The 21,866-nt window shown below is 40.1% G+C and carries 20 protein-coding genes and 1 other RNA gene; 5 read left to right on the forward strand and 16 right to left on the reverse strand.

What is annotated here, in order from left to right:
• Positions 1–60: 60 nt before the first annotated feature.
• From NCCP133_RS00370 to NCCP133_RS00400, 7 genes are all read right to left on the reverse strand, one after another.
• The gene (locus tag NCCP133_RS00370; protein ID WP_264802987.1) at positions 61–1,200 is read right to left on the reverse strand and encodes a THUMP domain-containing class I SAM-dependent RNA methyltransferase; all 1,140 of its coding nucleotides are present in this window, start codon (positions 1,198–1,200) and stop codon (positions 61–63) included.
• Positions 1,201–1,523: 323 nt separating this feature from the next.
• An RNA gene (gene rnpB, locus NCCP133_RS00375) (RNase P RNA component class B) lies at positions 1,524–1,914 on the reverse strand.
• 81 nt (positions 1,915–1,995) lie between these two features.
• Positions 1,996–2,295: a cell division regulator GpsB gene (gene gpsB, locus NCCP133_RS00380; RefSeq protein ID WP_264802988.1), complete on the reverse strand. Its 300-nt coding sequence runs from the start codon at positions 2,293–2,295 to the stop codon at positions 1,996–1,998.
• Between the two features lie 75 nt (positions 2,296–2,370).
• Positions 2,371–2,940 carry a DUF1273 domain-containing protein gene (locus NCCP133_RS00385; RefSeq protein WP_264802989.1) on the reverse strand — a complete coding sequence of 190 codons (570 nt, stop codon included), beginning with the start codon at positions 2,938–2,940 and terminating at the stop codon, positions 2,371–2,373.
• Positions 2,941–3,141: 201 nt separating this feature from the next.
• Complete coding sequence (locus NCCP133_RS00390; protein ID WP_264802990.1) at positions 3,142–3,588, reverse strand: spore coat protein; 447 nt, start codon at positions 3,586–3,588, stop codon at positions 3,142–3,144.
• 341 nt (positions 3,589–3,929) lie between these two features.
• Positions 3,930–5,183 carry a ribonuclease H-like domain-containing protein gene (locus NCCP133_RS00395; RefSeq protein WP_264802991.1) on the reverse strand — a complete coding sequence of 418 codons (1,254 nt, stop codon included), beginning with the start codon at positions 5,181–5,183 and terminating at the stop codon, positions 3,930–3,932.
• Positions 5,173–7,473, reverse strand: coding sequence for a DEAD/DEAH box helicase (locus NCCP133_RS00400; RefSeq protein ID WP_264802992.1), 2,301 nt, complete (start codon positions 7,471–7,473; stop codon positions 5,173–5,175). Before NCCP133_RS00400 ends, NCCP133_RS00395 begins: the two co-directional genes overlap by 11 nt.
• Positions 7,474–7,605: 132 nt before the next feature.
• On the opposite strand from NCCP133_RS00400, the gene NCCP133_RS00405 reads away from it, so the two are divergent.
• Together NCCP133_RS00405 and NCCP133_RS00410 are read left to right on the forward strand one after the other, a co-directional pair.
• Complete coding sequence (locus NCCP133_RS00405) at positions 7,606–8,298, forward strand: Crp/Fnr family transcriptional regulator (RefSeq protein ID WP_264802993.1); 693 nt, start codon at positions 7,606–7,608, stop codon at positions 8,296–8,298.
• 111 nt (positions 8,299–8,409) lie between these two features.
• On the forward strand, positions 8,410–8,892 hold the full coding sequence (locus NCCP133_RS00410) for an Hsp20/alpha crystallin family protein (protein ID WP_264802994.1): 483 nt from the start codon (positions 8,410–8,412) through the stop codon (positions 8,890–8,892).
• Positions 8,893–9,025: 133 nt separating this feature from the next.
• Here the strand turns inward: NCCP133_RS00410 and NCCP133_RS00415 are convergent, their stop codons facing one another.
• The 3 genes from NCCP133_RS00415 to NCCP133_RS00425 all read right to left on the reverse strand — a co-directional run bounded on the left by NCCP133_RS00415 (position 9,026) and on the right by NCCP133_RS00425 (position 13,241).
• Positions 9,026–11,425 carry an ABC transporter permease subunit gene (locus NCCP133_RS00415; RefSeq protein ID WP_264802995.1) on the reverse strand — a complete coding sequence of 800 codons (2,400 nt, stop codon included), beginning with the start codon at positions 11,423–11,425 and terminating at the stop codon, positions 9,026–9,028.
• Positions 11,418–12,281, reverse strand: coding sequence for an ABC transporter permease subunit (locus NCCP133_RS00420; RefSeq protein WP_264802996.1), 864 nt, complete (start codon positions 12,279–12,281; stop codon positions 11,418–11,420). Before NCCP133_RS00420 ends, NCCP133_RS00415 begins: the two co-directional genes overlap by 8 nt.
• Positions 12,282–12,488: 207 nt before the next feature.
• Positions 12,489–13,241 carry a YppG family protein gene (locus NCCP133_RS00425; protein ID WP_264802997.1) on the reverse strand — a complete coding sequence of 251 codons (753 nt, stop codon included), beginning with the start codon at positions 13,239–13,241 and terminating at the stop codon, positions 12,489–12,491.
• A gap of 365 nt (positions 13,242–13,606) precedes the next feature.
• On the opposite strand from NCCP133_RS00425, the gene NCCP133_RS00430 reads away from it, so the two are divergent.
• Positions 13,607–13,822 carry a YppF family protein gene (locus NCCP133_RS00430; protein WP_264802998.1) on the forward strand — a complete coding sequence of 72 codons (216 nt, stop codon included), beginning with the start codon at positions 13,607–13,609 and terminating at the stop codon, positions 13,820–13,822.
• 21 nt (positions 13,823–13,843) lie between these two features.
• On the opposite strand, the gene NCCP133_RS00435 is transcribed toward NCCP133_RS00430, so the two are convergent.
• The 3 genes from NCCP133_RS00435 to NCCP133_RS00445 all read right to left on the reverse strand — a co-directional run bounded on the left by NCCP133_RS00435 (position 13,844) and on the right by NCCP133_RS00445 (position 15,951).
• Positions 13,844–14,221: a YppE family protein gene (locus tag NCCP133_RS00435; protein ID WP_264802999.1), complete on the reverse strand. Its 378-nt coding sequence runs from the start codon at positions 14,219–14,221 to the stop codon at positions 13,844–13,846.
• Between the two features lie 74 nt (positions 14,222–14,295).
• Positions 14,296–14,568, reverse strand: a complete 273-nt coding sequence (locus NCCP133_RS00440) for a hypothetical protein (RefSeq protein WP_264803000.1) — start codon at positions 14,566–14,568, stop codon at positions 14,296–14,298.
• Positions 14,569–14,955: 387 nt separating this feature from the next.
• Positions 14,956–15,951, reverse strand: a complete 996-nt coding sequence (locus tag NCCP133_RS00445) for a DUF2515 domain-containing protein (RefSeq protein WP_264803001.1) — start codon at positions 15,949–15,951, stop codon at positions 14,956–14,958.
• 116 nt (positions 15,952–16,067) lie between these two features.
• On the opposite strand from NCCP133_RS00445, the gene recU reads away from it, so the two are divergent.
• Together recU and NCCP133_RS00455 are read left to right on the forward strand one after the other, a co-directional pair.
• Entirely contained in the window at positions 16,068–16,679 is a 612-nt protein-coding gene (gene recU / locus NCCP133_RS00450; RefSeq protein ID WP_264803002.1) for a Holliday junction resolvase RecU, read from the forward strand.
• A gap of 41 nt (positions 16,680–16,720) precedes the next feature.
• The gene (locus tag NCCP133_RS00455; protein ID WP_264803003.1) at positions 16,721–19,414 is read left to right on the forward strand and encodes a penicillin-binding protein 1A; all 2,694 of its coding nucleotides are present in this window, start codon (positions 16,721–16,723) and stop codon (positions 19,412–19,414) included.
• Positions 19,415–19,824: 410 nt separating this feature from the next.
• Here the strand turns inward: NCCP133_RS00455 and NCCP133_RS00460 are convergent, their stop codons facing one another.
• Genes NCCP133_RS00460 through NCCP133_RS00470 form a run of 3 tightly spaced genes read right to left on the reverse strand, consistent with a single transcriptional unit; the run spans position 19,825 to position 21,768 of the window.
• Positions 19,825–20,355, reverse strand: coding sequence for a YpoC family protein (locus NCCP133_RS00460; protein WP_264803004.1), 531 nt, complete (start codon positions 20,353–20,355; stop codon positions 19,825–19,827).
• Entirely contained in the window at positions 20,355–21,008 is a 654-nt protein-coding gene (gene nth, locus NCCP133_RS00465; RefSeq protein ID WP_264803005.1) for an endonuclease III, read from the reverse strand. The genes NCCP133_RS00460 and nth overlap by 1 nt, the downstream gene beginning before the upstream one ends.
• 49 nt (positions 21,009–21,057) lie before the next feature.
• Positions 21,058–21,768: a DnaD domain-containing protein gene (locus NCCP133_RS00470; RefSeq protein ID WP_264803006.1), complete on the reverse strand. Its 711-nt coding sequence runs from the start codon at positions 21,766–21,768 to the stop codon at positions 21,058–21,060.
• Between the last annotated feature and the right edge of the window lie 98 nt (positions 21,769–21,866).

Consider the following 21,866-nt stretch of genomic DNA (forward strand, 5'->3'; position numbering starts at 1 on the left):
ATAAATATATTTTATTCAGAAGCAGGAGGTTTTATGCTTTTTAGTTTTTAAATAAATTGTCTATTTACTTCTTGGCGGCCTTTTGCCCCAGTACTGGTAATAGTCAGTGCGAATAAATCCGTTAAAGAGCTTGCGTTTTTTTGTTGCCTTTTTACCAAAATGAGTCTCAAATTCTTCATCAGAGGTCAGGATATAGATTGACCATGTTTCAAGAGGGGCAAAAGCCTTTCCCATTTCAGCATACATTCTTTGCACAGCAGCCTTTTCTCCAAGCCTTTCGCCATAAGGAGGATTTCCGACCATGACTCCATATTCCTTTGGAGTCGTAAAATCCCGTACCTGCATTTGTTTAAAATGAATTAGATCCCCTAAGCCTGCTTCAAAGGCATTCTCTTCGGCTACCTTTATCATTCTATGATCAATATCAGCACCAGCAATATCCAAAGGCTGATCATAATTTGCCACATCTTCAGCTTCACTTCTGGCATCCTCCCAGATTTTTTCCGGAATCCAATGCCATGCTTCTGAAATGAACTCACGATTAAACCCTGGCGCAATATTTTGCCCGATCAAAGCTGCTTCGATCGGGATTGTTCCAGATCCACAGAACGGATCAGCAAATGTCTTGTCAGGAGTCCAATTGGTCAGCATTACCAATGCAGCTGCAAGAGTTTCTTTCAGGGGTGCTTCCCCCTGCCCAGCACGGTATCCTCGCTTATGAAGACCGCTTCCGCTGGCATCAATTGTTAATAATGCCACATCCTTATGAAGAGCAACTTCTATCTTAAAAAGAGGCCCGTTTTCCTCAAGCCAGCCCGTTTTTTTATACTTCGTCCTTATTCTTTCCACGATTGCTTTCTTCACAATTGCCTGGCAATCTGAAACTGAAAATAGCTTGGATTTTACAGATTTGCCCGATACGGGAAATTCTGCGTTTTCAGGCATGTATTTTTCCCAAGGCAAAGATTTTGTTTTCTCAAAGAGCTCATCGAAGCTTGTTGCTTTGAATTCGCCTACTTTTATACGGATTCTGTCTGCTGTTCTAAGCCACAAGTTAGAACGCACAATAGCAGCCTCGTCTCCTTTAAAAGAAATCCTTCCATTTTCCACTTCACATTCATAGCCAAGATTTCGTACTTCTTTAGCCGCAAGAGCCTCAAGACCCATTGCGGTCGTTGCAATTAAATCATATTTAGACATATTTTCACCCTTACTTTAAAATAATTCTGTCAGATATGTACAATCTAAAGGAATTAGCATATGTGATTATCACATAAAAGTATATATGTTTATTGCTGTGACCGCAACGATGGCAGCACTTGCAGATCCGGCGCGGCTATTGTCCAATGACGTATAATGAACCCCATTTGGTACGGTATCAATCAGACCTATTCACGATGCAAAGATTTTTTATTTAATGGTAATCACATAAAGCATTCCTGCACACATATAAAACCAATAAAAAAGCTCTCCTTAAAAAGGAGAGCTGGATATATAACACTCATACTGTCTCACTAATAACGTTCTGTAAGCCATGTTTTGTACCATAGTACTGCAAGCGACGTTTGTCTCGTACTCAGGTGGTAATCATCTATCTACAGACAATTGCCTGTCCTTCCCGTTGTTCATTTTCTCAGGGAAAGTGCCCCTACCATCATTTGGGTTTCTCGCTCGCGGGGTTTACCCCGTTCCACCCTTTTCATTTCTGAAAAGGCTACGTCACTGTGGCACTTTCAAGGTATTCATGCCATATCCCGAAGGACTTAGGCATTTTTCCTGCCGTCAGCCGAGCTATTGCTCAGGCTGCCCTAGCTTATGAATTCGCTAGGCACGAACACTACAGGCATCGCAGCCTGTGCGAGCATGGACTTTCCTCTACAATATGAAAATATATTGCAGCGATTACCCGAACGCTATTAATGATTACAAAGATTATTATATGAAATCTCAGTTGGAATAGCAATGGTTTTGAATTGGAAAAGCTGATAATTCCTGTCAATCATACAATTTGCTGCCAAAGACATGCTTTTCCAAATTCGAAAGCCTTTTTAGAATATCAAAATTTGTTGTGCCGGCAGTTTGAGCTGCTGGTCGACGAGAAGCTTCTTCAACTTGTTTCTTTAATTTCATATTTTCCTGTTGAAGAGCTTCTATTTCCTGATGGAATGCCTCATAGTCTTTAATAATTAAATCTAGAAATTTATCTACATCTTCCGGTTTATAGCCACGCATAGCTGTTTTAAATTCTTTTTCCAAAATGTCTTTTGCCGTTAATTTAATTTTATCGGATAGCATTACACTCACCTCGGTATATCGCCAATCATCATTATTATTTTTTCAAAAACATGTTCATTTGTCAATTTATCCATATTATTCAAACATATCTCTCTGTGACTGCTGTTCTTCTTCTAAAATCAATTGTAAATCATAAAAGGTGATTAGTCTAATCTCATAATCATTTTCTTCTTGAAATTTTTTAGCGGTTTCAAATAAATATTTGGGGCTTCCTTCTTTCTCTGTATCATAAAAAAGAAGAAGTACATCGCTTTTGTTAATGAGGAAGTGATTTTTCAGCCGAAACTGCTGCGGATTTTCATATGGTTTCCGTGTTACGGAGTCAACATAATCAGCCTGTGCCAATATGGATTCATACCATTCCTTATTGGCATCCTTCCAAGATGCCTCCTGGTCCAAAAATGGAGTAATGACTGCAAGCTTCAAATCGGAATACCCATCCAGCTGCAAGTCAAAAACAACTTCAGCAGCCCATAGCTCTGTGCCGAGCTGGCCGCTGATGATAACCCATTCAAGCCCATCGTCAAGCAATGAGAGCAGGCTTTTTTTCATTCCGCTTTTTATGTAGCTGACAGCAAGGTCATCATTTTTGAAGATTCCTACTTCAAAGGGTTTATATCCTGAAACGACCGCTATTTTTGACAAATTCAAAACTCCTTAGTGCATTTAAATAAAATTCCTTAAAAAAGCAGCAAATTTTATGAAAACAGCCTGTATATAAAAGAAGCTCCTTTTTATATTATGCCCTTTGTTTGCTCATTTTTCCAATAAAAACTTCAAACCGCCAATGATATGCTGATAAGATATGCTGAAAAAGCAAAAACAAGGGCATAAGGCCCTTGTTCATTATCTTCCTGAGAAACTTGGCCCTTGCTTAGGTCCCATTCCCGGACTTGTCGAAGCTCCTGCTACTCCTGTTCCTGGTGCACCATATCCTGGTCCCATTCCCATTCCAGGTCCGCCATATCCTGGTCCCATTCCCATTCCAGGTCCGCCATATCCTGGTCCCATTCCCATTCCAGGTCCGCCATATCCTGTCCCCATTCCCGGGCTATAGGCTCCTGCTACACCTGGTCTAGGGCCTGCAGTAGTATTAGAGGTTGTCACTTGATTCACAGTTGATTGAGTATGAGGATAGGAATGCTGATTCTCATAATTAATATGATTAACATGAGTATGATGAGTAGGATGAATATTAGGAACCACAACGTTTTGGAAAGAATGAGTTACACAACACTTTGTCGGATGAACAACAGCAGGCATTACCTGCGATGGCCTTGGTCTGCAATACATGTAAAGATCCCCTTTCTAAATTGTATTTACATTAACAAACTATGTCTGAAAGGGGAATCTTGTACTAATGAAAACACCTAATTTCACTTGTTTTCTTAGGTTTTTGTTTAGAGAACACTGTAAAAACTGTCTTTTAAATTGGAAAAAACGAATGCTGTAGTGAAAATAACAAGGAAGAATAAAACTAAAATTGCTTTATACATATTACCAGCCTCACTATTATATATTCCTAAAAAAGTACCACACATCTTCTTATTTTACCGCTTACAAGAGGTACAGACAACTAGGAAATAGTGGATTTTTTTGTCTGAAATATTAAAGTTTTGTTACAAAGAGATAAATTAATTTTTACGCTTTCTATACAAGCGTGCAAGACGATTTTTGAGTTCTTCCCCTTTAAGGCTAGTTTTTTCAAATTCCTTCCCTGTATTTTGATAAAGCTCTATTGCTTTTTCGGCATATCCAATCGCCCGATTAATATCTTTCGAACGGTGCTCATAAATCTTTGCCAGTTCAACACAAGAGATGATCCTGGTTTTCAAGGTCCCGTTTTCTGCTGTTTCCTTCCAAAGGACAGCAGCTTCTTCCCAGTTCTTATGTTTCTTATGCTCGAAAGCCAAAGCAAACCTTGCTGCTGAGGCCTCAGGCGTTTCCCCGCCGGAAATATTATTAAAAGCTGTTTGGGCTTCAGATGATTCCCCCAATGAGGAAAGCCACCTGCCCACTTCATAAATTTCCATTGGAGTCTGCTTGTCGTCAAGCCTTAAAATTTGAAAGGAAAGATGTGTATATAAGCTGATCAGCGATAAGATGTCAATTTCATTATGCTTAATGATACCAAGCATGCCCTCAGGATTTTTTCTTTCTACAAAGTCAAAATAAATCATGGGCGCAAGAAAACCGGGTATGTCATCTTTTCGTTCAATTCCCAATACATCTTTTTCAACTGCACTCAGCTTTATTCGCTCAAGTTTATGTTTCCACATTCTTCTTGCTGCATGGTATAAATCAAAATGACCAAACAGGGGCAGCTTCGGCAAATGTTGTCTGATCAGCGTATGCCTTGTTTTAACCTGCGGCCAATCGAAAGCCTTTCCGTTATAGGTCACCATCGCTGAATAATCAATGCTCTCGAGAAAGCTTTTAAACAAAGGAACCTCGGCACCTGGATGCGGCAGTATATGCTGTTTTAATTTTATTTTGTTTCCTTGCAGGCTGGCTTGGCCAAGCAGGAAAATAGAATTTCCTGTCCCTCCGCCCAAGCCTGTTGTTTCAGTATCAAAGAAAAAAATATTCTCCGGGTCACGGCCTGCAGCAGACAGCGGATGCCTTAATCTTGTGGAATTCCAAGCTTCAACTGCTGATTTAAATTGGCCAAACGAATAGATTCCATGCATTTGGTCAAGGCAGTATTCCTTCTCTCTTACCAGGCAGTAGGCATCTTCAAAATAAAATGGATAGACACCTTCTTTATCCCATACCTCTTTAAAAGGCAGATCGATACTTCTCTTCGGTTTCTTTTCAGGTTCAGGTTTGCTGCTATTTTCTGTTCCGAGATGGCTTTTCAGCCTATTGAGCTTATTTTTAATGGACAATGTGATCACCTATACCGCTCTCTCCATTTTTAAAGGAGGCAAGAATCCTGAGAACATCTTTTTTGGCTGTCTCTGATGAAGTATCTGTACCGATGCATGAAGGACAGCCATGTTCACAAGAGCATCTGCCCACCATTTCCATGGTTTCATGCATAATATGTTCGATCCCTCCGAATATCTTTTCGCTGAGTCCTATACCGCCAGGATACCTGTCATAAAAGAAAATGGTTGGCTTTTCATGTAGTGCCGCTTTTACTTGCGGCACTACATGGACGTCCTGCGGGTCGCACATAACAAACAGAGGGACAATATGCTTAAGGGCATGTGCCGTCCCAATCAACCCTTGTTCCAGCCGGTCCTGATTAAACTTTAGAACCTCTTCCTTTAAGGAAAGCCATGTTGAACTTGTATGAAGCTCTTCTTCCGGCAGAGTTATTGGCCCTGACCCAATATTTTCATGGGTTTCAAATTTTATTTTTTTAAATATAGTTGCCATGGCAACAACACTTACATCTCCGAAACCAATCGCTCCCATCGAGGAGGTCCTTTGTTTATCCTGTTCAAGCACCTTCAGCTCAACAGCCAGATTTGCATCTGTGAAATAATCGACGTCAACCTCACGGACGAATGCCTTTTTCTCTTTCCAGTCCAGCACTTCTACTTGAAATTGAGTGCCCTGATGGAGATAGATGGCTTCTTCGTGAAGAAGCGTCATAGCGGAAAAGCGATCCATTTCTCCTATAACTTTTACATTCGCTGCCTCTGATTGGTCGATAATGACAACATTTTCCTGAGAAGCCGAACGAAGGCTGATATTATGGGCAGGAAACGAGTCATTCATCCAGTAGAATTTATCACCATTTTGATGAAGCACTCTTTCTTCAGCCAGATATTCCAAAACTTCCTCTGTTTCAAATGTCCCAAAACGCTCTCCAGCGTTAAAAGGAAGTTCGTAGGCTGCACATTTAATATGATCGACCAAAATAATGAGGTTATCTGGGTTTATACGGGCAGTCTCAGGGCTTTTATTAAAAAAATAATCAGGATTTTGAATGACATATTGGTCAAGCGGGCTGGAGCTTGCAACCAAGATGACAAGTGATTCTCCATGCCTTCTTCCTGCTCGTCCTGCCTGCTGCCAGGAGCTAGCAATCGTTCCTGGATATCCAGTCATAACGCATACCTGCAGCTGCCCTATATCCACCCCGAGCTCCAAAGCGTTGGTGCTCACAACACCATATATGTCCCCTGACCTCAGCCCTTTTTCAATTTCGCGCCTCTCAGTTGGAAGATAACCTCCCCTATACCCGCGAATAGCTTTTGGGCCAAGCTTGTGTTTTACAAGTTCCTGCAAATAGGAAAGTAAAATTTCAACCCTAACCCTGCTTCTTGCAAATACAATGGTCTGTATTTTGTTTTTCAGCAGCTCACCTGCGAGTTTCCTTGCTTCCAGAGTAGCACTCCTCCTGATATTCAATGGTTTATTGACAATAGGCGGATTGTAAAAAACAAAGTGTTTTTTCCCGCTTGGAGCACCATTGTTATCGATCAGTCTGACTGGCTTTTCCGTAAGCTTTTCTGCAAGCTCAAGAGGATTTGCAATCGTTGCAGATGTGCAAATGAAGATGGGATCACTTCCATAGAAACGGCAGATCCGTCTTAAACGGCGGATTACATTTGCCACATGGCTTCCAAATACCCCTCTATATATATGTAGTTCATCTATCACTACATACTTTAAATTCTCGAACAAAGAAACCCATTTTGTGTGATGGGGCAAGATAGCTGAATGAAGCATATCCGGGTTCGTTATAACCACATGCCCGGCCCTCCGTACCTTTTGCCGGATGTTGGCTGGCGTATCCCCGTCATATGTATAGCTATTTATATTCAATCCAGATTCCTGAATAATTTCATTGATTTCACTTTTTTGATCCTGTGCCAGTGCTTTCGTCGGAAACATATAAAGAGCACGTGCATTCGAATCGTTTACTATTGTCTGCAGCACAGGCAGGTTATAGCATAGCGTTTTCCCCGAGGCTGTTGGTGTAACCGCTACCAGGCTTTGCCCCTTCATCGCTTCTTGATAAGAGGTTTTTTGGTGAGTATAAAGCCTTGTGATGCCTCTTTTTAATAATGCATCCTTTAGAGAAGGATGAATGTCATCAGGAAGCTCCGCCGTTTTTGCCTCTTTTTCCTCAATTATATGCCAATGAACAATATTTTCTTTGTACTGCTTGTCGGAAATTAACTCTTTCATTATTTCAGGCAGATTTTTTCGCACTTTCATCTTTTTTTCACCTCATAACCCTATTCTAGCGAATAAACGTTCGTTCTAACAGACAAAACTCATAAATCCCATTAACTTTTTATGGATTTTTGTTACAATAGGCTTAATAGCTCATGAAGCAAGAGGTGGATTATGAAAGCAGCTGAAATCAAAGACGTTCTTTCTCAGTTTTCTTTATTTAGGGAGCTTAACAATGATGAACTGGATAAAGTTGTAGAGATATCAATTTCAAGGGAATGGAAAAAAGGGAGCCATGTTTTTCTGCAGGATGATCCTTTGGAAAATGTTTATTTTATTAACGATGGGCGAGTCAAGATATACAAAAGTGATATTAATGGTAAAGAGCAAATTGTTGCGATCTTAACAAAAGGTGAAATGTTCCCCCATGTTGGATTCTTCCGGAAAGGCGGCTATCCTGCTTTTTCAGAAGTTCTTGAAAACGCCCAGCTGGTTGTTGTTCCTATTGCTCAATTTGAAAAGGTCCTCATAGAAAATCCAGAATTATGCATCAAGGTATTTAAAGTCCTTGGTGAAAAAATTGTGGACCTTCAAGAAAGATTAGAGGCACAAATCTTAAACAATACGTATGAACAAATTATCAAGCTGCTTGTTCGGCTTTGTAAAATGCACGGCCAGGATCAAGGAGATGGCTCCTACACCCTGAAGGGCGATTTTACAAATAAAGATCTTGCCAATATGATCGGCACTACAAGGGAAACGGTAAGCCGCACTTTAACAAAAATGAAAAAAAAGAACTTAATTGAAACAGACAGGGATGGACATTTAATTCTCAAGCCTGACCAGCTATTAGAGGAGATGTTTTAGAAAACCGCATATGCGGTTTTTTTATTTTTCTATGCTTTTTTAACAGGAACATTCACCCAATCAGCAGCATACCATATGTTGATTAATCCTGTATGAGAGGAGATGCCTACGATGGAGGATCCAAAAAAGAGAGAAAGAGAAAGAGAAAGAGAAAGAAATGAGCCTTTTGGAGATTTAATGAAATCCATGAATCAGTTATTCCACGAAAAACCAGTTAAGGGATTTCTGCAGACAATGGATGACTTTTTTAGGAACCCCTTCCCACTTTCTTCTTCCTTCCATGTAGATGTTACAGAAACTGATACAGACCATATTGTAACGGCTGAACTTCCAGGAATAAATAAAGAACAGATCCAGATTGATATCATGGATAATTATGTTACGATTTCAGTTAAATCTGCTGAATTGATAACTGAAGAAGATGAAAATAGAAAAGTCTTAAAAAGACAGCAAAGCCTGCAGCGTTCCAGCCGCACTATTCCCCTTCCACAGCCTGTCAATGAGAAGAAAGTGAAAGCAGTTTACAAAAATGGACTGCTGCAGATCACAGTGCCGAAACAGCAGGGAAAAAGAATACTTATCGATGAAAGCTAAAGAAGGCCGCAGCCTTATTCATTTTCCAATATGCTATTTAACTTTATGCCGCTAAACAAAAACAAGCAGAATAATGACTGCTTGTTTTTGTTTGATTTACTTTTATATCTGCCTAATAAAATTTATTTGATTGTTATTTTGAAGTATCCAGCCAATTATTAAAATAGCCCGTCGGAACACTGAAATAATCTTTTGTAAATTGGATGAAATCCTGGGTATCTACCTCTTTATAACTGAACATATGATAGTAGTCAGACAAATACCGAATTCCCACTTCCTTTGGTGTGTCCCCTTTTTGCCTGTACTTCTCCTGAATCATCTTATGGATTTCCAGAGTTGGCTGGCCATATATATAGCCAGTATGTTTGACCTCATTAAGAGGGACATTGGAATACTGCCTCCCCAGGCCTTCCGCCGCGATTGCTTCCATTCGATAACGCGAGAGGCCAAAAGCCTGTGCTTCTGGCTGATTTTCATCCGCATAAAAGTACATGGATGTTGCATATTCCGTCATCCCTTCATCCAACCAAGCATGATGGTAAGGATCATTGGCTACTATCCCATAAAAATATTGATGGGCAATTTCATGGACGATTGAAATATCATAAAATCTCTTATCTCCAATGTAAGGGTTTATCGTTATAATTCCTGGATATTCCATAAATTGGCCCTTATCCAAAACAATATCAAGCTGATCAAGAGGGTATTCTCCCATTTCTTCCTGATAAAAAGATAGTGCTTTTCGGGCGAGTTCGAGGGAAGCAGCAGGATCCTTGTCATGATTGCTCCTGGTGTACAGCCTAATTTTCACACCATCTTCAGCTTCTGTTTCATAAACTTCCATATCTTTCATCATAGCAATGAAAAAGTCCCTTACTTTCTTCGCTTTTACGGTGCCTTCGGTATTGCCGGCAGGAGGATCTTTTTCTGCTGTTGAAACAAAAGAATACCCTTTAGGCAAGCTATATGAAACTTTAAAATCAGAAAACCCAGTGTGAAAGGTCTCCAGGCCCTCTGAATATGGCTCTTTATTCCATTTTCCGTTTTGATAAAGGGCTGCCATCGGATACCATTGAGCAAGATAATAGTTGGAACCCACTCTTGAAAAACGGCTCCCATTCTCAGGCACAGTAAAATCAAAATTTATTGTAACCCTGTGTTTGGCTTTATCAGCCATTCCAGCACTAACCGGGATTTTTAAAGTATCGCCCTTCAACTGATATTCAGCATCCTTGCCATTCAAGGTCACCTTCTTAATTTCCGCATCAGAGCTGCCTTCCACTGATTCGAATGGATTCCCTTTTTTAAAAACATTCGGGATAAAGTATAATACCAGTTCATCCCACTCATCATCCGTTTTATTCTTTATTTGGATAACCGCTTCGGCAGTAAAGACCCCGTCTGAATCCATACTTAAGTCAATTTGATAGTTTGCGCTGCTTCCGCTTTGAACTCCTACATCGGCATCCTTTGTAGCGGTCACATAAATGCCGGCGCCTGTAAAGGCCAGCAGAATAGCTGCTAAAGCAATTTTAGGGCCGGAAAGAGCCCAAAGGCTCCCCTTTGCTTCGTATTTTTTTCTCGCCGGCTGCACCTGTGGCTCATGTCCGGTCTTTATCCATGGAGTACGCTGATAATTGGATTGAAACCGATTCTTCAGCCCATTCGCTAGGAGGCTAAAGGATGCAGTGGTATATAATAGGACGAATAACGGAATAAGAAGAATATGGGTACTGCCGTATATATTCCCTCTGGCCTGGCCCACGAGTCCTGCCAGCTCCTTCGATCCTGAAAGGTAAATAATCGGGTCGAATCTCATTATCGTGCCGCCCACAAATATATTCATAAGCGCCAGCTGTCCCATAATGGCAATAACATAAACGGTCTCCAGAATAAACATAACCAGGAATGTTTCTTTTAATTGAGGAAGGATATGCTTCCAGATAAGGCGATGTTTATTTGCTCCCAATGCCTTTGCAGCTTCAATATAAACAGATTGATATAATTCAGCAGTTTTAAGCCTGACAGAAGAAACGATGCTTGGAATGCTAATAATGGATGCTATGGCAATAAAGCAGCCAATAAGTGCACTTTCTTCCAGTGCGCTGTTAAAGCTGATCGGTGCAAGGAAAAAATATAGTATTAAAAATAGTGGTACATAACTCCAGGCATTCTCAAAAGCAATCATCCATCCAGGCGTTTTCTTCCAGGTTCCGATATAAAGGCCCATAAGCGTTCCAAAGAACATTTTAACTGCAGTGACAGCAGCAGCAATAAAAACAGTATACCTCAGCCCATTCAGAATCATGGACATTAAATCATACCCCCATTTGTCCGTGCCCAAAGGGTATGAGTCTGATTCAAAAGGCTCCATTGGCGGTGCCAGCACTTTTCCACTTGTATATTGTGTTTCCAATGTAGAGGTCAAAGAATGAGGTGCAAGCATAGGACCAAATATACAGAAAAAAAGCAGCACTGAAACCAGGAATACCCCAAAATAGAATGAGTAATTGATCTTTAATAGCCTATTCATATATAAAACCCCGTTTAAACAGATAGAATATTAATCTAATTGATATATAGACAATAAGGGATATTAACAGCATAGCAAACAAGCCAATCGCAATCGGCTGAACTTCATGGCTTTGGAATACAAATTTGGTAATACCCGAAACATTCATTATGTATTCAATAATAAAAAGGTTGCCGATCGCCAAAGAAATTACCTTTACCAGCTCTGCTTTTATAAATGGTTCGATATTCTTATATATATACTGGAAATTTATGTAATTCACTCCCATGCCTTTTGCTACAGCGGTTTTAATATAATCTTCCCCGCTTGTTTGATAGTACTTTACCGATATAAGTTTAAACAAATACAGCGTGGGGGCTATAGCGACGAGCAAGGTCGGAAACCAGGTGTTGAGCGCTCCGCCATCCGGCCGCAGCGATATGACTCTGATCCCTGTGACTTTATAGATCTTAACTGCAAGAATCATCGACATGACGATTATAATAAAATCGGGTATGGCTGCCAAAGTATTTAATATCATCCCAAAGATTTTAGTAAGCCGGAACCTGCTGATAAACACTCCAAATATAAGACTTATAAATACGGCGCCATTCACACCGATTAAAACAATCTTTAAACTCGTCAAGAAATTGTCGCCAATATCCTCTGCGATCGGCCTCGTTTGCCTGCCAAGCTGATAAGTTCCGAGACTGCCCTGGCTCACTTCCGTAACAAAATCCCCATAAACTTGAGGCAGGCTGCCAAAGTTCCATTCCAGGCTCTCTCCAGCAGAGTCTACAGAAACAATCTTAGGCAAGGCCGCAAGAAACAATATCAAAATAAATATAATCACTATTTGCTGAACAGCACGAACCATAATTGCCCCCCCCCTTTTGACTTCTAGTCATTTTTCTATTTTTTCACTTTTATCCGAATTTTGTCAATCCATTTCCAGTAAATGATAGATATATTTTCCTGAATATATTGGCATATAATTCATTAAATAGACCGGCTATAAATTTAATCTTTTTTCAAGTCTGACTTTTCTTAAAAAAAAGAAAAGGCCATCACGGCCCTTCTAATGCTAAGCTTTAAATATTCCCCCAATTCCCTTTACCATTGAAGATACCTGATTTACCGCGTTCATCATTTGACCGGCAGTATCAACCATCTTATTGAGGTCAATTGAGCCGTCCTGGGCTTTAAAGGAATTCATAATAGATTGAACACCCGATGGCTGTTTAGGAATGAATGATTGCTTTGGATAGGGATTCATATACGGATATGGCGGCTGCATTGGCTGCTGCTTTTGATTCGTTCCATTAAAATCTTCAGATTCTAAGGGATTTTGAAAGATACTTTGGTTTTGCACTGCCTCAGTCTTGTAGTAATCGGATTCATTTCCCGTTACCTGAAATGAATGAGGGTTAAAATTCGGCTGTGAACCGTGATTAGGATATGGATTAGAGCCATAATTTGGCTGTGGACCATAATTAAGATACGGATTAGAGCCATAATTTGGCTGTGGACCATGATTAGGATACGGATTAGGGCTATAATTGGGCTGTGGACCATGGTTAGGATACGGATTAGGGCTATAATTGGGCTGTGATCCATAATTAGAATTTTGTCCTGGTAAGTGCTGCTGATAGCCCATTTCGTACGGCAAATAATATGGATTCCCCTGCTGTGCTGATCCTTGGTAATTTTGCATTGGCTGCTGCCTCATATAGTATCGGCCATTCATACCCATATCGTTTGGATCACTGTCATGAACCACGTTCCAATGGCCGTATGGCGGGAAATGACTGGCTCTATTAATTTTTCGGCCAAACATGGGCAAACATCCTCCTTATTACAAAAATGAATGTAATGTATAAATTAATTATGAAATGGGTTATTGCCTATCCTTTTTTCATCAATATAATATATGTAATATGTGCCCATTGTGTGAGAATGAGCCGAAATAACCCATTCTTTTTAAAAATCTGATTTTCCTCGACCCCTTATGGCTGGAAGCGCTTTCCGTTTTTGTCTAAATGTGCGGAAACCTGTCGGAAGTTTGATTTTTTTAAAAACGATGAAAAATGATTTTTCATGTTAGGATAATAAAAAAGCCATTTCTTGTCCCCTTATGTATGCCACGGTACGGCGAGGAAGCACTTACTTCGCAAATCAATCTCTAAGAGGAGGCATTATCAAATGAATGTTCACGAACTAAAAAAGAGGTTTCATCAATTACGGGATTATACTCCTGAAAATGTAAATGAACTATTGGATTTTGCTAAAAAGGCCTATATTCATAATGAAATTTCCAGCACTGATTACCGCAATCTCGTTCGTGAGCTCGAAGCTCAAGGAGCAGCTGTTCCGGAAAGCTATAAAGATAGCTCCCTCCATGATTCAATTAATGTGTAAAATTCAAAAGAGGAGAACCCATCAGGTTCCCCTCTTTTCTTTTGATAATAAACCAATCATCTGTTTCAAAACATATATTGCAGAGTTTACATAGTTTATGAATCTGGTTTTGCTTGTTTCCGGGAAAAATGCCTGTATCGAAACCATCTCAATATGCTCGGAAGCAGAGTCAATTTGCTGAGGATAAAGGTTTCTCGGTTTATGCCTTAGAAGCCACTCAGAAGCATCTATCCTCCATTTATCATTGAGGGCTTTAACTTCATCCGCAAAGGGTTTCACTTCGCTGTAGAAGTCACCCTTTGCCCCTGACTCTTTTACTTTTTTATACCGATTATCGGAAGTATGCATATAAGCCAAAAGCTGCTCGGTTAATTGCAGAAGGTCTTCGTTGTGGGTCATAAAATCATCAGCTCCAAAAATAAGAGTAGCTATTCTTTAACTAGCTACTGAAAGTTAATCTTATTTTATTTCAATTAAAAACCAAGTTCAAGCTGCATGCTTTTTGTTTTTTGGGCGTTTTTTTCTCGCTCTGTTTCAGATTGTGTTTCGGAGAAGGCTGTTAATTCATTTTCAATTGTTTGAAGCTTTTTTTCACAAGCAACTATTTTACCGGTCTGTTCATCATGCCAATTTTGGCGAAGGCCTGTTAAATTTGATTCCAGAACGCTTTCCAATTCTTCAAGCTGATCATAGATTTCAGTCAGCATCGCCAGCAATTCCTTTTTTTCCACAATTCTATCTTCCATGTAAAAAACCTCCCCATACTTTTGCATACTTTGTAAGTCAGCAAAGCTTTTCCAGTTTTATGAGCAATTTTTTTCTGTGTACCTATTTCTCCTTACATTAAGGCTTTCCTTCATGGCTGACAAAACTAGAAGATATTCGCCAAAGAAAGTATTAAATTGTTTGAAAAAGTCTTTGATTCGACATCCCCTGAGGAATGAAAATAAAGTCATTGAACAAACTAATTATCGGAGGTGTTAAGTAATGGCAAAAAAAGAAAAACAAAATAAGGTACAGCCAAAAAAATTAGGAGAAACTAAAACCGGGTATGGAAATAAAAAACTTGAAGGGCCAGATCGTCCTTCAACTTAAATCCACAAGTAAAAAGCAAGGAGATTCTCCTTGCTTTTTTAGTTGGAATGAAATAAATTCCCAAGCCACGCTGCTGCTATTTCCAGCTGTTTCTGTTTATGAAGATACCATTTCGTAATATGCACAGGATGCCTTTGGCTAATTCCTTCTATTTGCCACTTTTTCTTAATCCTCTTATTTGCAGACCAATCATGAAATTGATGAATGTGATGAGTAATTATAGGGTATGTACAGCGTAGGAAAGGAGTCGTTCTTGGTGCTTTTTTTTTAAAATATTGCTCATAATCATGCCTTGATCCTGTATGGGCTGTATTGGATGCAAATTTAAAAATCGCATTGTAAAACCTTTGGTCAAATAAAATTTCAGCAAGCCGTTTTCCCAGATCGATTCTTTTGGAAACTGATCTAAAGCCATTCACACTGGTACCGTATAATTCTCCATTGCATGTAGGAAAAATCACTGAACTAAAATGGAAATAATCCTGAAAGGCAAATATCATGGTATGGAAAACTTTATTTTTATATACAGGATGTTCCATTACAGGCTGCTGGATGACATTCTGCTCGTTAATAATAAGTGAGATCATTAACCTCTTTTCATTTCCGGCTCTCCAAAAATGAAGCCATTCCTGCTCCATAAATGAAGAAACATTAAATTTCTTTAATAAATGAAACATTGGTTTATTCATTTTCGTCGAATAATGATAGAGAAGCAATTGAGGATAAGCATCCTGAAAGATCAGCCAGTTAGCCCTTTCATAAGTAAAGAAAAGCATATCTCTCAGATTCTTCCCGATTAGCTTTTGAAAACAGTTCCCTTCAAGGTCGCACATATTCCAGCCAGCATTCCGCGATACCATGGAGGCTAGAAATGTCCAGCGTATTTCGGGGTGCTTAATATAGAAATGAAAATATGCATCTGTCCTGGAGATGTTATCCATATTCTTTTTTGCAGTCATTTTCTTTATATGTTTGATGAATAATTGTTCGTTGTTGGCATAACAGGCAAGGATAGGTTTTCCAGGAATAAACACGGCTTTTCACCTCAGAAAATGAATATGTATTAGCGTTTGCCAAATAGAACATTTTATTCACCCAAAGTATACTGACATTTGTTATTATAGGGAGTAGTTTAAAATGGGGTGACTGCATGAATTTTCATTATCCAAATGGCAGGAGGTATAACCCTGCTGCAAAAACAACAAAAAAATTTAAAGCTGACAAGAAGTGGTCCTATAGCAATCGCGGGATGACTTTGGAAGAAGATATTAATGAAACAAATGAATATTATCTGGAACAAGGTATAGCCTCCATCCATAAAAAGCCTACACCTGTCCAAATTGTTCAGGTGGATTATCCTAAGAGAAGTGCTGCCGTGATCAAGGAAGCCTATTTTAAACAAGCTTCAACAACCGATTATAATGGGGTTTATAACGGGAAATATATTGATTTTGAAGCAAAAGAAACGCAAAATACAACCTCGTTTCCATTAAAGAACTTTCACGAACACCAAGTGAAGCATATGGAAACCGTTTTAGCCCAGAAAGGAATTTGCTTTGTGCTTCTTCGATTTTCAGCCACTGAAGAAATGTATTTCTTAGAGGCGAGTTACCTGCTCTCCTACTGGAAAAGAATGAAGGATGGCGGGAGAAAGTCCATTACCAAGGATGAAATAGTTAGTAATGGGCATCGCATTCCAATTGGATTCCAGCCCAGAATTGACTATATAAAGATAATAGATTATCTTTATAACCTTAAATAATAATCATTTAGTCTTCATTAACAGAAAGGATGAATATATATATGGCAGAAAATTATCAATCAAGAGAGGAGCGCCGCAAGCAGCAATCCAAACCCAAGAAAAAGGGCAAGAAAAAGTCTTCCGGTACTTTTAGACGCATTTTTCTTATTTTAATTGCCCTTGGTATTGCTGCAATGCTTATAGGTGCCGGTACATTCGCATTCATGGTTAAGGATGCCCCAAAGCTTGATGAAAAATTGCTAAAGGATCCAATTTCTTCGCAAATTTATGACATGGAAAACAATTTCATTACTGACGTAGGATCGGAAAACCGTGATTATGTAGCGTATGAAGATATACCAAAACTTGTAGAAGATGCCTTTTTGGCAACAGAGGATGTCCGGTTTTACAAGCATAATGGAATGGATTTAATCCGTTTGGGCGGAGCAGTAATTGCCAATATCACCCGAGGTTTTGGTTCTGAAGGAGCCAGTACTATCACCCAGCAGGTCGTCAAGAACTCCTTTTTAAATAATGAAAAAACCCTAAGCAGAAAAGCACAAGAAGCATGGCTAGCCTTCCAGCTTGAGCGCAAGTATACAAAGCAGGAAATCTTTGAAATGTATGTGAATAAGATCTTTATGTCCGAGGGACATGGTGTTCTTACAGCATCAAAGATCTTTTTCGGTAAAGAATTGGATGAGCTGGAGCTTCATGAAGCTGCCCTTTTAGCAGGGATGCCGCAGAGCCCCAACAACTACAATCCTTTCAAACATCCTGATAAAGCAGAAAAACGCAGAAATATTGTTCTTTCACTGATGAATCAGCATGGCTTCATTTCCAAGGAACAAATGGAAGCAGCACAAAAGGTGCCTGTTGAATCATCACTTGTTGCTGAAAATAAAAGAGAAACCAATGAATCAAAATATGATTCTTTTATTGATGTTGTGTTAGATGAAGTGGAAAAGAAATACCCTGATCTTAATCCCTATTCCGATGGATTAAAAATCTATACGACCCTAGACCCAAATGCACAGGAACATGTAGAAACGATTTTAAATACAAATGAAGTTGTTGAATATCCGGATGAAAAGTTTCAAGCCGGCATCACCTTGCTTGATACAAAGACAGGTGAAATCAGGGCAATTGGCGGGGGAAGGAACCAAGAGGTCAAACGCGGATTTAACTTTGCAGTGGACCAAAAAAGACATGCAGGTTCAACGTTTAAACCGATTGTAGATTATGGCCCTGCAATTGAATACCTGAAATGGGGGACTTACCACACACTCGTAGATGAACCTCATACGTACTCAGGCGGAACTAAGATTAACAACTGGGACGGCAGGCATATGGGCCCTATGTCAATAAGGGAAGCCCTCGCCCGTTCAAGGAATATACCTGCACTGAAAACACTTCAGGAAGTTGGCACTGATAAAGCACTGGAGTTTACAAAGAAATTAGGCATTCCAATGGATGAAATGTATGAGTCGTATTCTATAGGAGCTTATGAGGTTTCTTCCATGCAAGTAGCAGGAGCGTACAGTGCTTTTGGAAACAATGGCTTTTACACTGAACCTCATGCTGTAAAGCAAATTGAAATGCGTGATGGAACAAAGCTCGACTTAAAACCTGAATCTGAAGTTGTTATGAAGGATTACACTGCATTTATGATCAGCGACATGTTAAAAAGTGTTGTGAAGTCTTCATATGGAACAGGACGATTGGCTGATGTTTCAGGCCTCCCTGTTGCAGGAAAAACGGGGACCACCAATTATTCAGATAAAGAAGAGCAAAAATATGGCGTGCCTAATGGTGCAGTACCAGATGCCTGGTTTGCAGGATATACCACAAACTATACTGCAGCTATTTGGACTGGATATCAAGACCGAAAGAATTATATAAACGCTGGTGCTGATCAAAAAATTGCCCAGAAGCTGTTTAGCAATTTAATGGCACATGTATCGGAAGGTAAAGAAACTTCTGACTTTACGGTTCCTAAGTCTGTGGAGAAGGTGGCAATTGAAAAAGGCAGCAACCCTGCCAAATTAGCAAGCCAATTCACACCAAAGGACCAAATCATTTATGAATATGCTGTGAAAGGCAATGCTCCAACACAAGTATCCGAGAAATTCGATAAACTTGATTCCCCTTCTAACCTGAGTGCAAATTATGACCAGGAAGCAAATGAAATTATGCTAACCTGGGAGTATCCAGAAGATGCAGAGGGAACTCAATTTGAAGTGACTGTTTCTGTTAATGAAGGTGGAGACCAGCAGCTGAGCGTCACGTCTGAAAAAGGCTTAAAAATTGCTAATCCTCAGCCTGGAGCTGTGTATAACTTTAATGTTACAGCTATTCGCGGTGACCAGCAGAGTGATCCCGCTTCTGTGAAGGTCGAAATTCCTGATCCAACCGTCATTGAAGAAGACGACACTGAAGGCGAAGAACAGGGTGAAACCGATGAAGGCCAAGATGACCAAGGCGGCCAGGAAGGCAATACCGGAAACCAGAATGGCGGCGGCTCAAGTGACGATGACGGAAACGGAGACGGCGAAGGTGACAATGACGGAAACGGAAACGGCCAGGGCGAAGGTGACGGTACTGGACAAGGTGATGGTGATGGCACTGATGGAGAAGGCGACTCCGGCTCCGGCTCCGGCACTGGAACTGGCGGAAATACGGGCGGCAGCGGTTCGGAAGGAACCAACAGCAATTCCGGGTCTGAAGCAGGTTCTGGATCTAACTCCAACAACTAAAGGACTAAGAAAAGCGCAGGGCGCCTTGACCACCCCCGACAAGCACAAGCCAAGAGCCGGTGGCGCCTGGAGCTAGACAGTTTTCTAAGTTCAAAGTTATATTTTCTTACTTTCATATAAAAAGCTGACTCGAGTCGAGTCAGCTTTTTCGTTATTGGTATGGATATATGAACCTCTTGATTTCTGCTTTTATGTGAAGTCGAAGACTGGGAATGCGCGCATAGATTCGACCTGGATATGCGCACATTTTTCTCACTTCTGAGCGGGTTTATCTGCGTTTTGCACGTTAATCCCTCTTTCGGGCGGACTCGAGACGAGGAGATTACGTATTTATCTGCGCAATCTCCTCTTTTATTGCCATACTTCTGATTGCCCTCCTCATTTCTTACAATAAACACAGAAAAAAGCACCTATTTTTTCCCTGGCGCTTTTGCCCTTTTTTCTAATGTTAAATGCTTTATAGACTGCTTTTCCATTTCGGCTATCAATTCGGATAGCTGGATGTACGCATGGTAAAATACCGGGCGCTTTAATATAAACTCCAGCCGTTCTTTTAGGTTGATTGGCTTTATCTTCAAATCCATGGGATCTGCCTGCAAATCAACCGGCTTTCCATTTATCCAAAAAAGCAGTTCAAGAAAGTAGCCAATTGCAGTTTTCATTGGAACTTTTGCAGCCTTGTGGTTCCGAGTGGCAAAATGATTATCCAGGGTGTGCTTATGTTCATTCCACTCCGCAAGAAGCACGGGAATAAAATCTTCTTTATCCTCCCAGGGCTTTAATGCCTCAACGCCTGCGTAAAAGGCAGCGTCATACAAAAAAATCGGCTGAAGGACAATCTTTTTCAGCAGTGTTTCTTCTGCATAAATACAATCTTTATCACTATAGAATAAAGGCTGGCGGAGCTGCACAGAGATTGGAATTAATTGCTCGCCACTCATTATGCCTGCTTGCCCCTCATCCGTTTCTTACCTTCCCTGCATAGTTCAAGCAGCGGGCAAATCTCACATTGCGGATTCTGAGCTTTGCAATGATACCTTCCGAAAAAAATCATTCGATGGTGGGTGACAGACCATTCCTCCATCGGTACTTTTTTCATTAATGCTTTCTCAACTTCGAGCACCGAATCTTTCCAGCGGCAGAAGCCTAACCTTTTGCTTACACGCTCTACATGTGTATCCACTGCAATGGCTGGGACACCGTAAGCCACTGAAACAACGACATTTGCTGTCTTCCGGCCAACACCCGGAAGCTTTATCAATTCATCCCGGTCACGTGGTACTGTTCCATCATATTCATCAATCAGCAATCGGCAGAGCTTTTGGATGTTTTTTGCTTTATTACGGTATAGACCGATTGATCGAATTTCTTCCTGCAATTCTTCCAGCGGGACATCAAGATAGTCCTGCGGTGTTTTGTATTTTTGAAATAGCTTTCTTGTCACTCTATTCACCAGTGCATCTGTACATTGTGCCGACAAGGCTACTGCTATTACAAGTTCAAATGGATTGGAATGAATTAATTCACAGTGTGCTTCCGGGAACATTTCACCCATTGTATCAAGGCAATATCGGATTTGTGTTTTATTTAACAAAGAAATCACCACTTACTGTTATCTATTTTATCAGCAGCCAGATATTTGCTTACTGTTCAAGCCAATTGTAAAAAGGAACCGACTTCGTTGTCTGGGAAGCCATATCCTCCCTTTTATTTCTTTGCTGAGTCTGGTTTTGCCTGAATTTTTTCCCATAGCTTTTTGCTTGTTCAATTGTTTTAATTCCATTCTTTTTCCATTCAAATAAAATTCTGTCAATGTATCTAAAGTTCAGTTTACCAGACATAACAGATTCTCTTAAAGCCGCTTTGATAATATGGGGGTCATGATGATCATCATCCATCCAAAGTGCCAATGTTTCACATTCAAAAGGTGAAAGCGGCCTGCCAAACTCCTGCTCAAAGCAAGTATATAAGTCTGTTTCATCCTGCTGCAGCTTAACAGCTTCTTCTTTCTTGCCGCTTAGAAGAAATTGGTCAATAAGCTTCTCCCAAAGCGGATTAAGATTATACCTCTCATAACGGATTCCATCAGATGAATACCTGTCCTTTATTTCAATGCAGCTTTTTTGAATTAATTTTCTAAGCAGATCCGTACAATCAGCTACCGAAATGGTCATGCGGGAAGATAATTCGACTGGGGTGGGAAACTCGTTCCCCTGCTCAATAAAGGATATTACATGAAGGATTAAAACGAGTTCATGCTCGTTCAGATTCATTTCTTTGTATTGTGTCAATAAAACTCCGGGGATGGAAACATTTCCTTCCTGAAGCCATTTTAATAAACTGGTTTTGGACATTCGGGACACCTCCTTTTCAGTATATCATGAACAACCAGGCTAAAGTGAGGAGAATAACCGGTAATCTCTCCATAAGTTTTATCTTGACTGAATTAGAA

The organism is Cytobacillus sp. NCCP-133, assembly GCF_026011715.1.
In the GTDB taxonomy this organism is placed as follows: Bacteria; Bacillota; Bacilli; order Bacillales; family Cytobacillaceae; genus Cytobacillus.

Excerpts from the sequence above, each read along its gene's own strand:
- NCCP133_RS00370 (WP_264802987.1), bottom strand. The coding sequence starts at position 1,200 with ATGTCTAAATATGATTTAATTGCAACGACCGCAATGGGTCTTGAGGCT.
- gpsB (WP_264802988.1), bottom strand. The coding sequence starts at position 2,295 with ATGCTATCCGATAAAATTAAATTAACGGCAAAAGACATTTTGGAAAAA.
- NCCP133_RS00390 (WP_264802990.1), bottom strand. The coding sequence starts at position 3,588 with ATGTATTGCAGACCAAGGCCATCGCAGGTAATGCCTGCTGTTGTTCAT.
- NCCP133_RS00400 (WP_264802992.1), bottom strand. The coding sequence starts at position 7,473 with ATGAAAGTGCGAAAAAATCTGCCTGAAATAATGAAAGAGTTAATTTCC.
- NCCP133_RS00405 (WP_264802993.1), top strand. The coding sequence starts at position 7,606 with ATGAAAGCAGCTGAAATCAAAGACGTTCTTTCTCAGTTTTCTTTATTT.
- NCCP133_RS00410 (WP_264802994.1), top strand. The coding sequence starts at position 8,410 with ATGGAGGATCCAAAAAAGAGAGAAAGAGAAAGAGAAAGAGAAAGAAAT.
- NCCP133_RS00415 (WP_264802995.1), bottom strand. The coding sequence starts at position 11,425 with ATGAATAGGCTATTAAAGATCAATTACTCATTCTATTTTGGGGTATTC.
- NCCP133_RS00420 (WP_264802996.1), bottom strand. The coding sequence starts at position 12,281 with ATGGTTCGTGCTGTTCAGCAAATAGTGATTATATTTATTTTGATATTG.
- NCCP133_RS00425 (WP_264802997.1), bottom strand. The coding sequence starts at position 13,241 with ATGTTTGGCCGAAAAATTAATAGAGCCAGTCATTTCCCGCCATACGGC.
- NCCP133_RS00430 (WP_264802998.1), top strand. The coding sequence starts at position 13,607 with ATGAATGTTCACGAACTAAAAAAGAGGTTTCATCAATTACGGGATTAT.
- NCCP133_RS00435 (WP_264802999.1), bottom strand. The coding sequence starts at position 14,221 with ATGACCCACAACGAAGACCTTCTGCAATTAACCGAGCAGCTTTTGGCT.
- NCCP133_RS00440 (WP_264803000.1), bottom strand. The coding sequence starts at position 14,568 with ATGGAAGATAGAATTGTGGAAAAAAAGGAATTGCTGGCGATGCTGACT.
- recU (WP_264803002.1), top strand. The coding sequence starts at position 16,068 with ATGAATTTTCATTATCCAAATGGCAGGAGGTATAACCCTGCTGCAAAA.
- NCCP133_RS00455 (WP_264803003.1), top strand. The coding sequence starts at position 16,721 with ATGGCAGAAAATTATCAATCAAGAGAGGAGCGCCGCAAGCAGCAATCC.
- NCCP133_RS00460 (WP_264803004.1), bottom strand. The coding sequence starts at position 20,355 with ATGAGTGGCGAGCAATTAATTCCAATCTCTGTGCAGCTCCGCCAGCCT.
- NCCP133_RS00470 (WP_264803006.1), bottom strand. The coding sequence starts at position 21,768 with ATGTCCAAAACCAGTTTATTAAAATGGCTTCAGGAAGGAAATGTTTCC.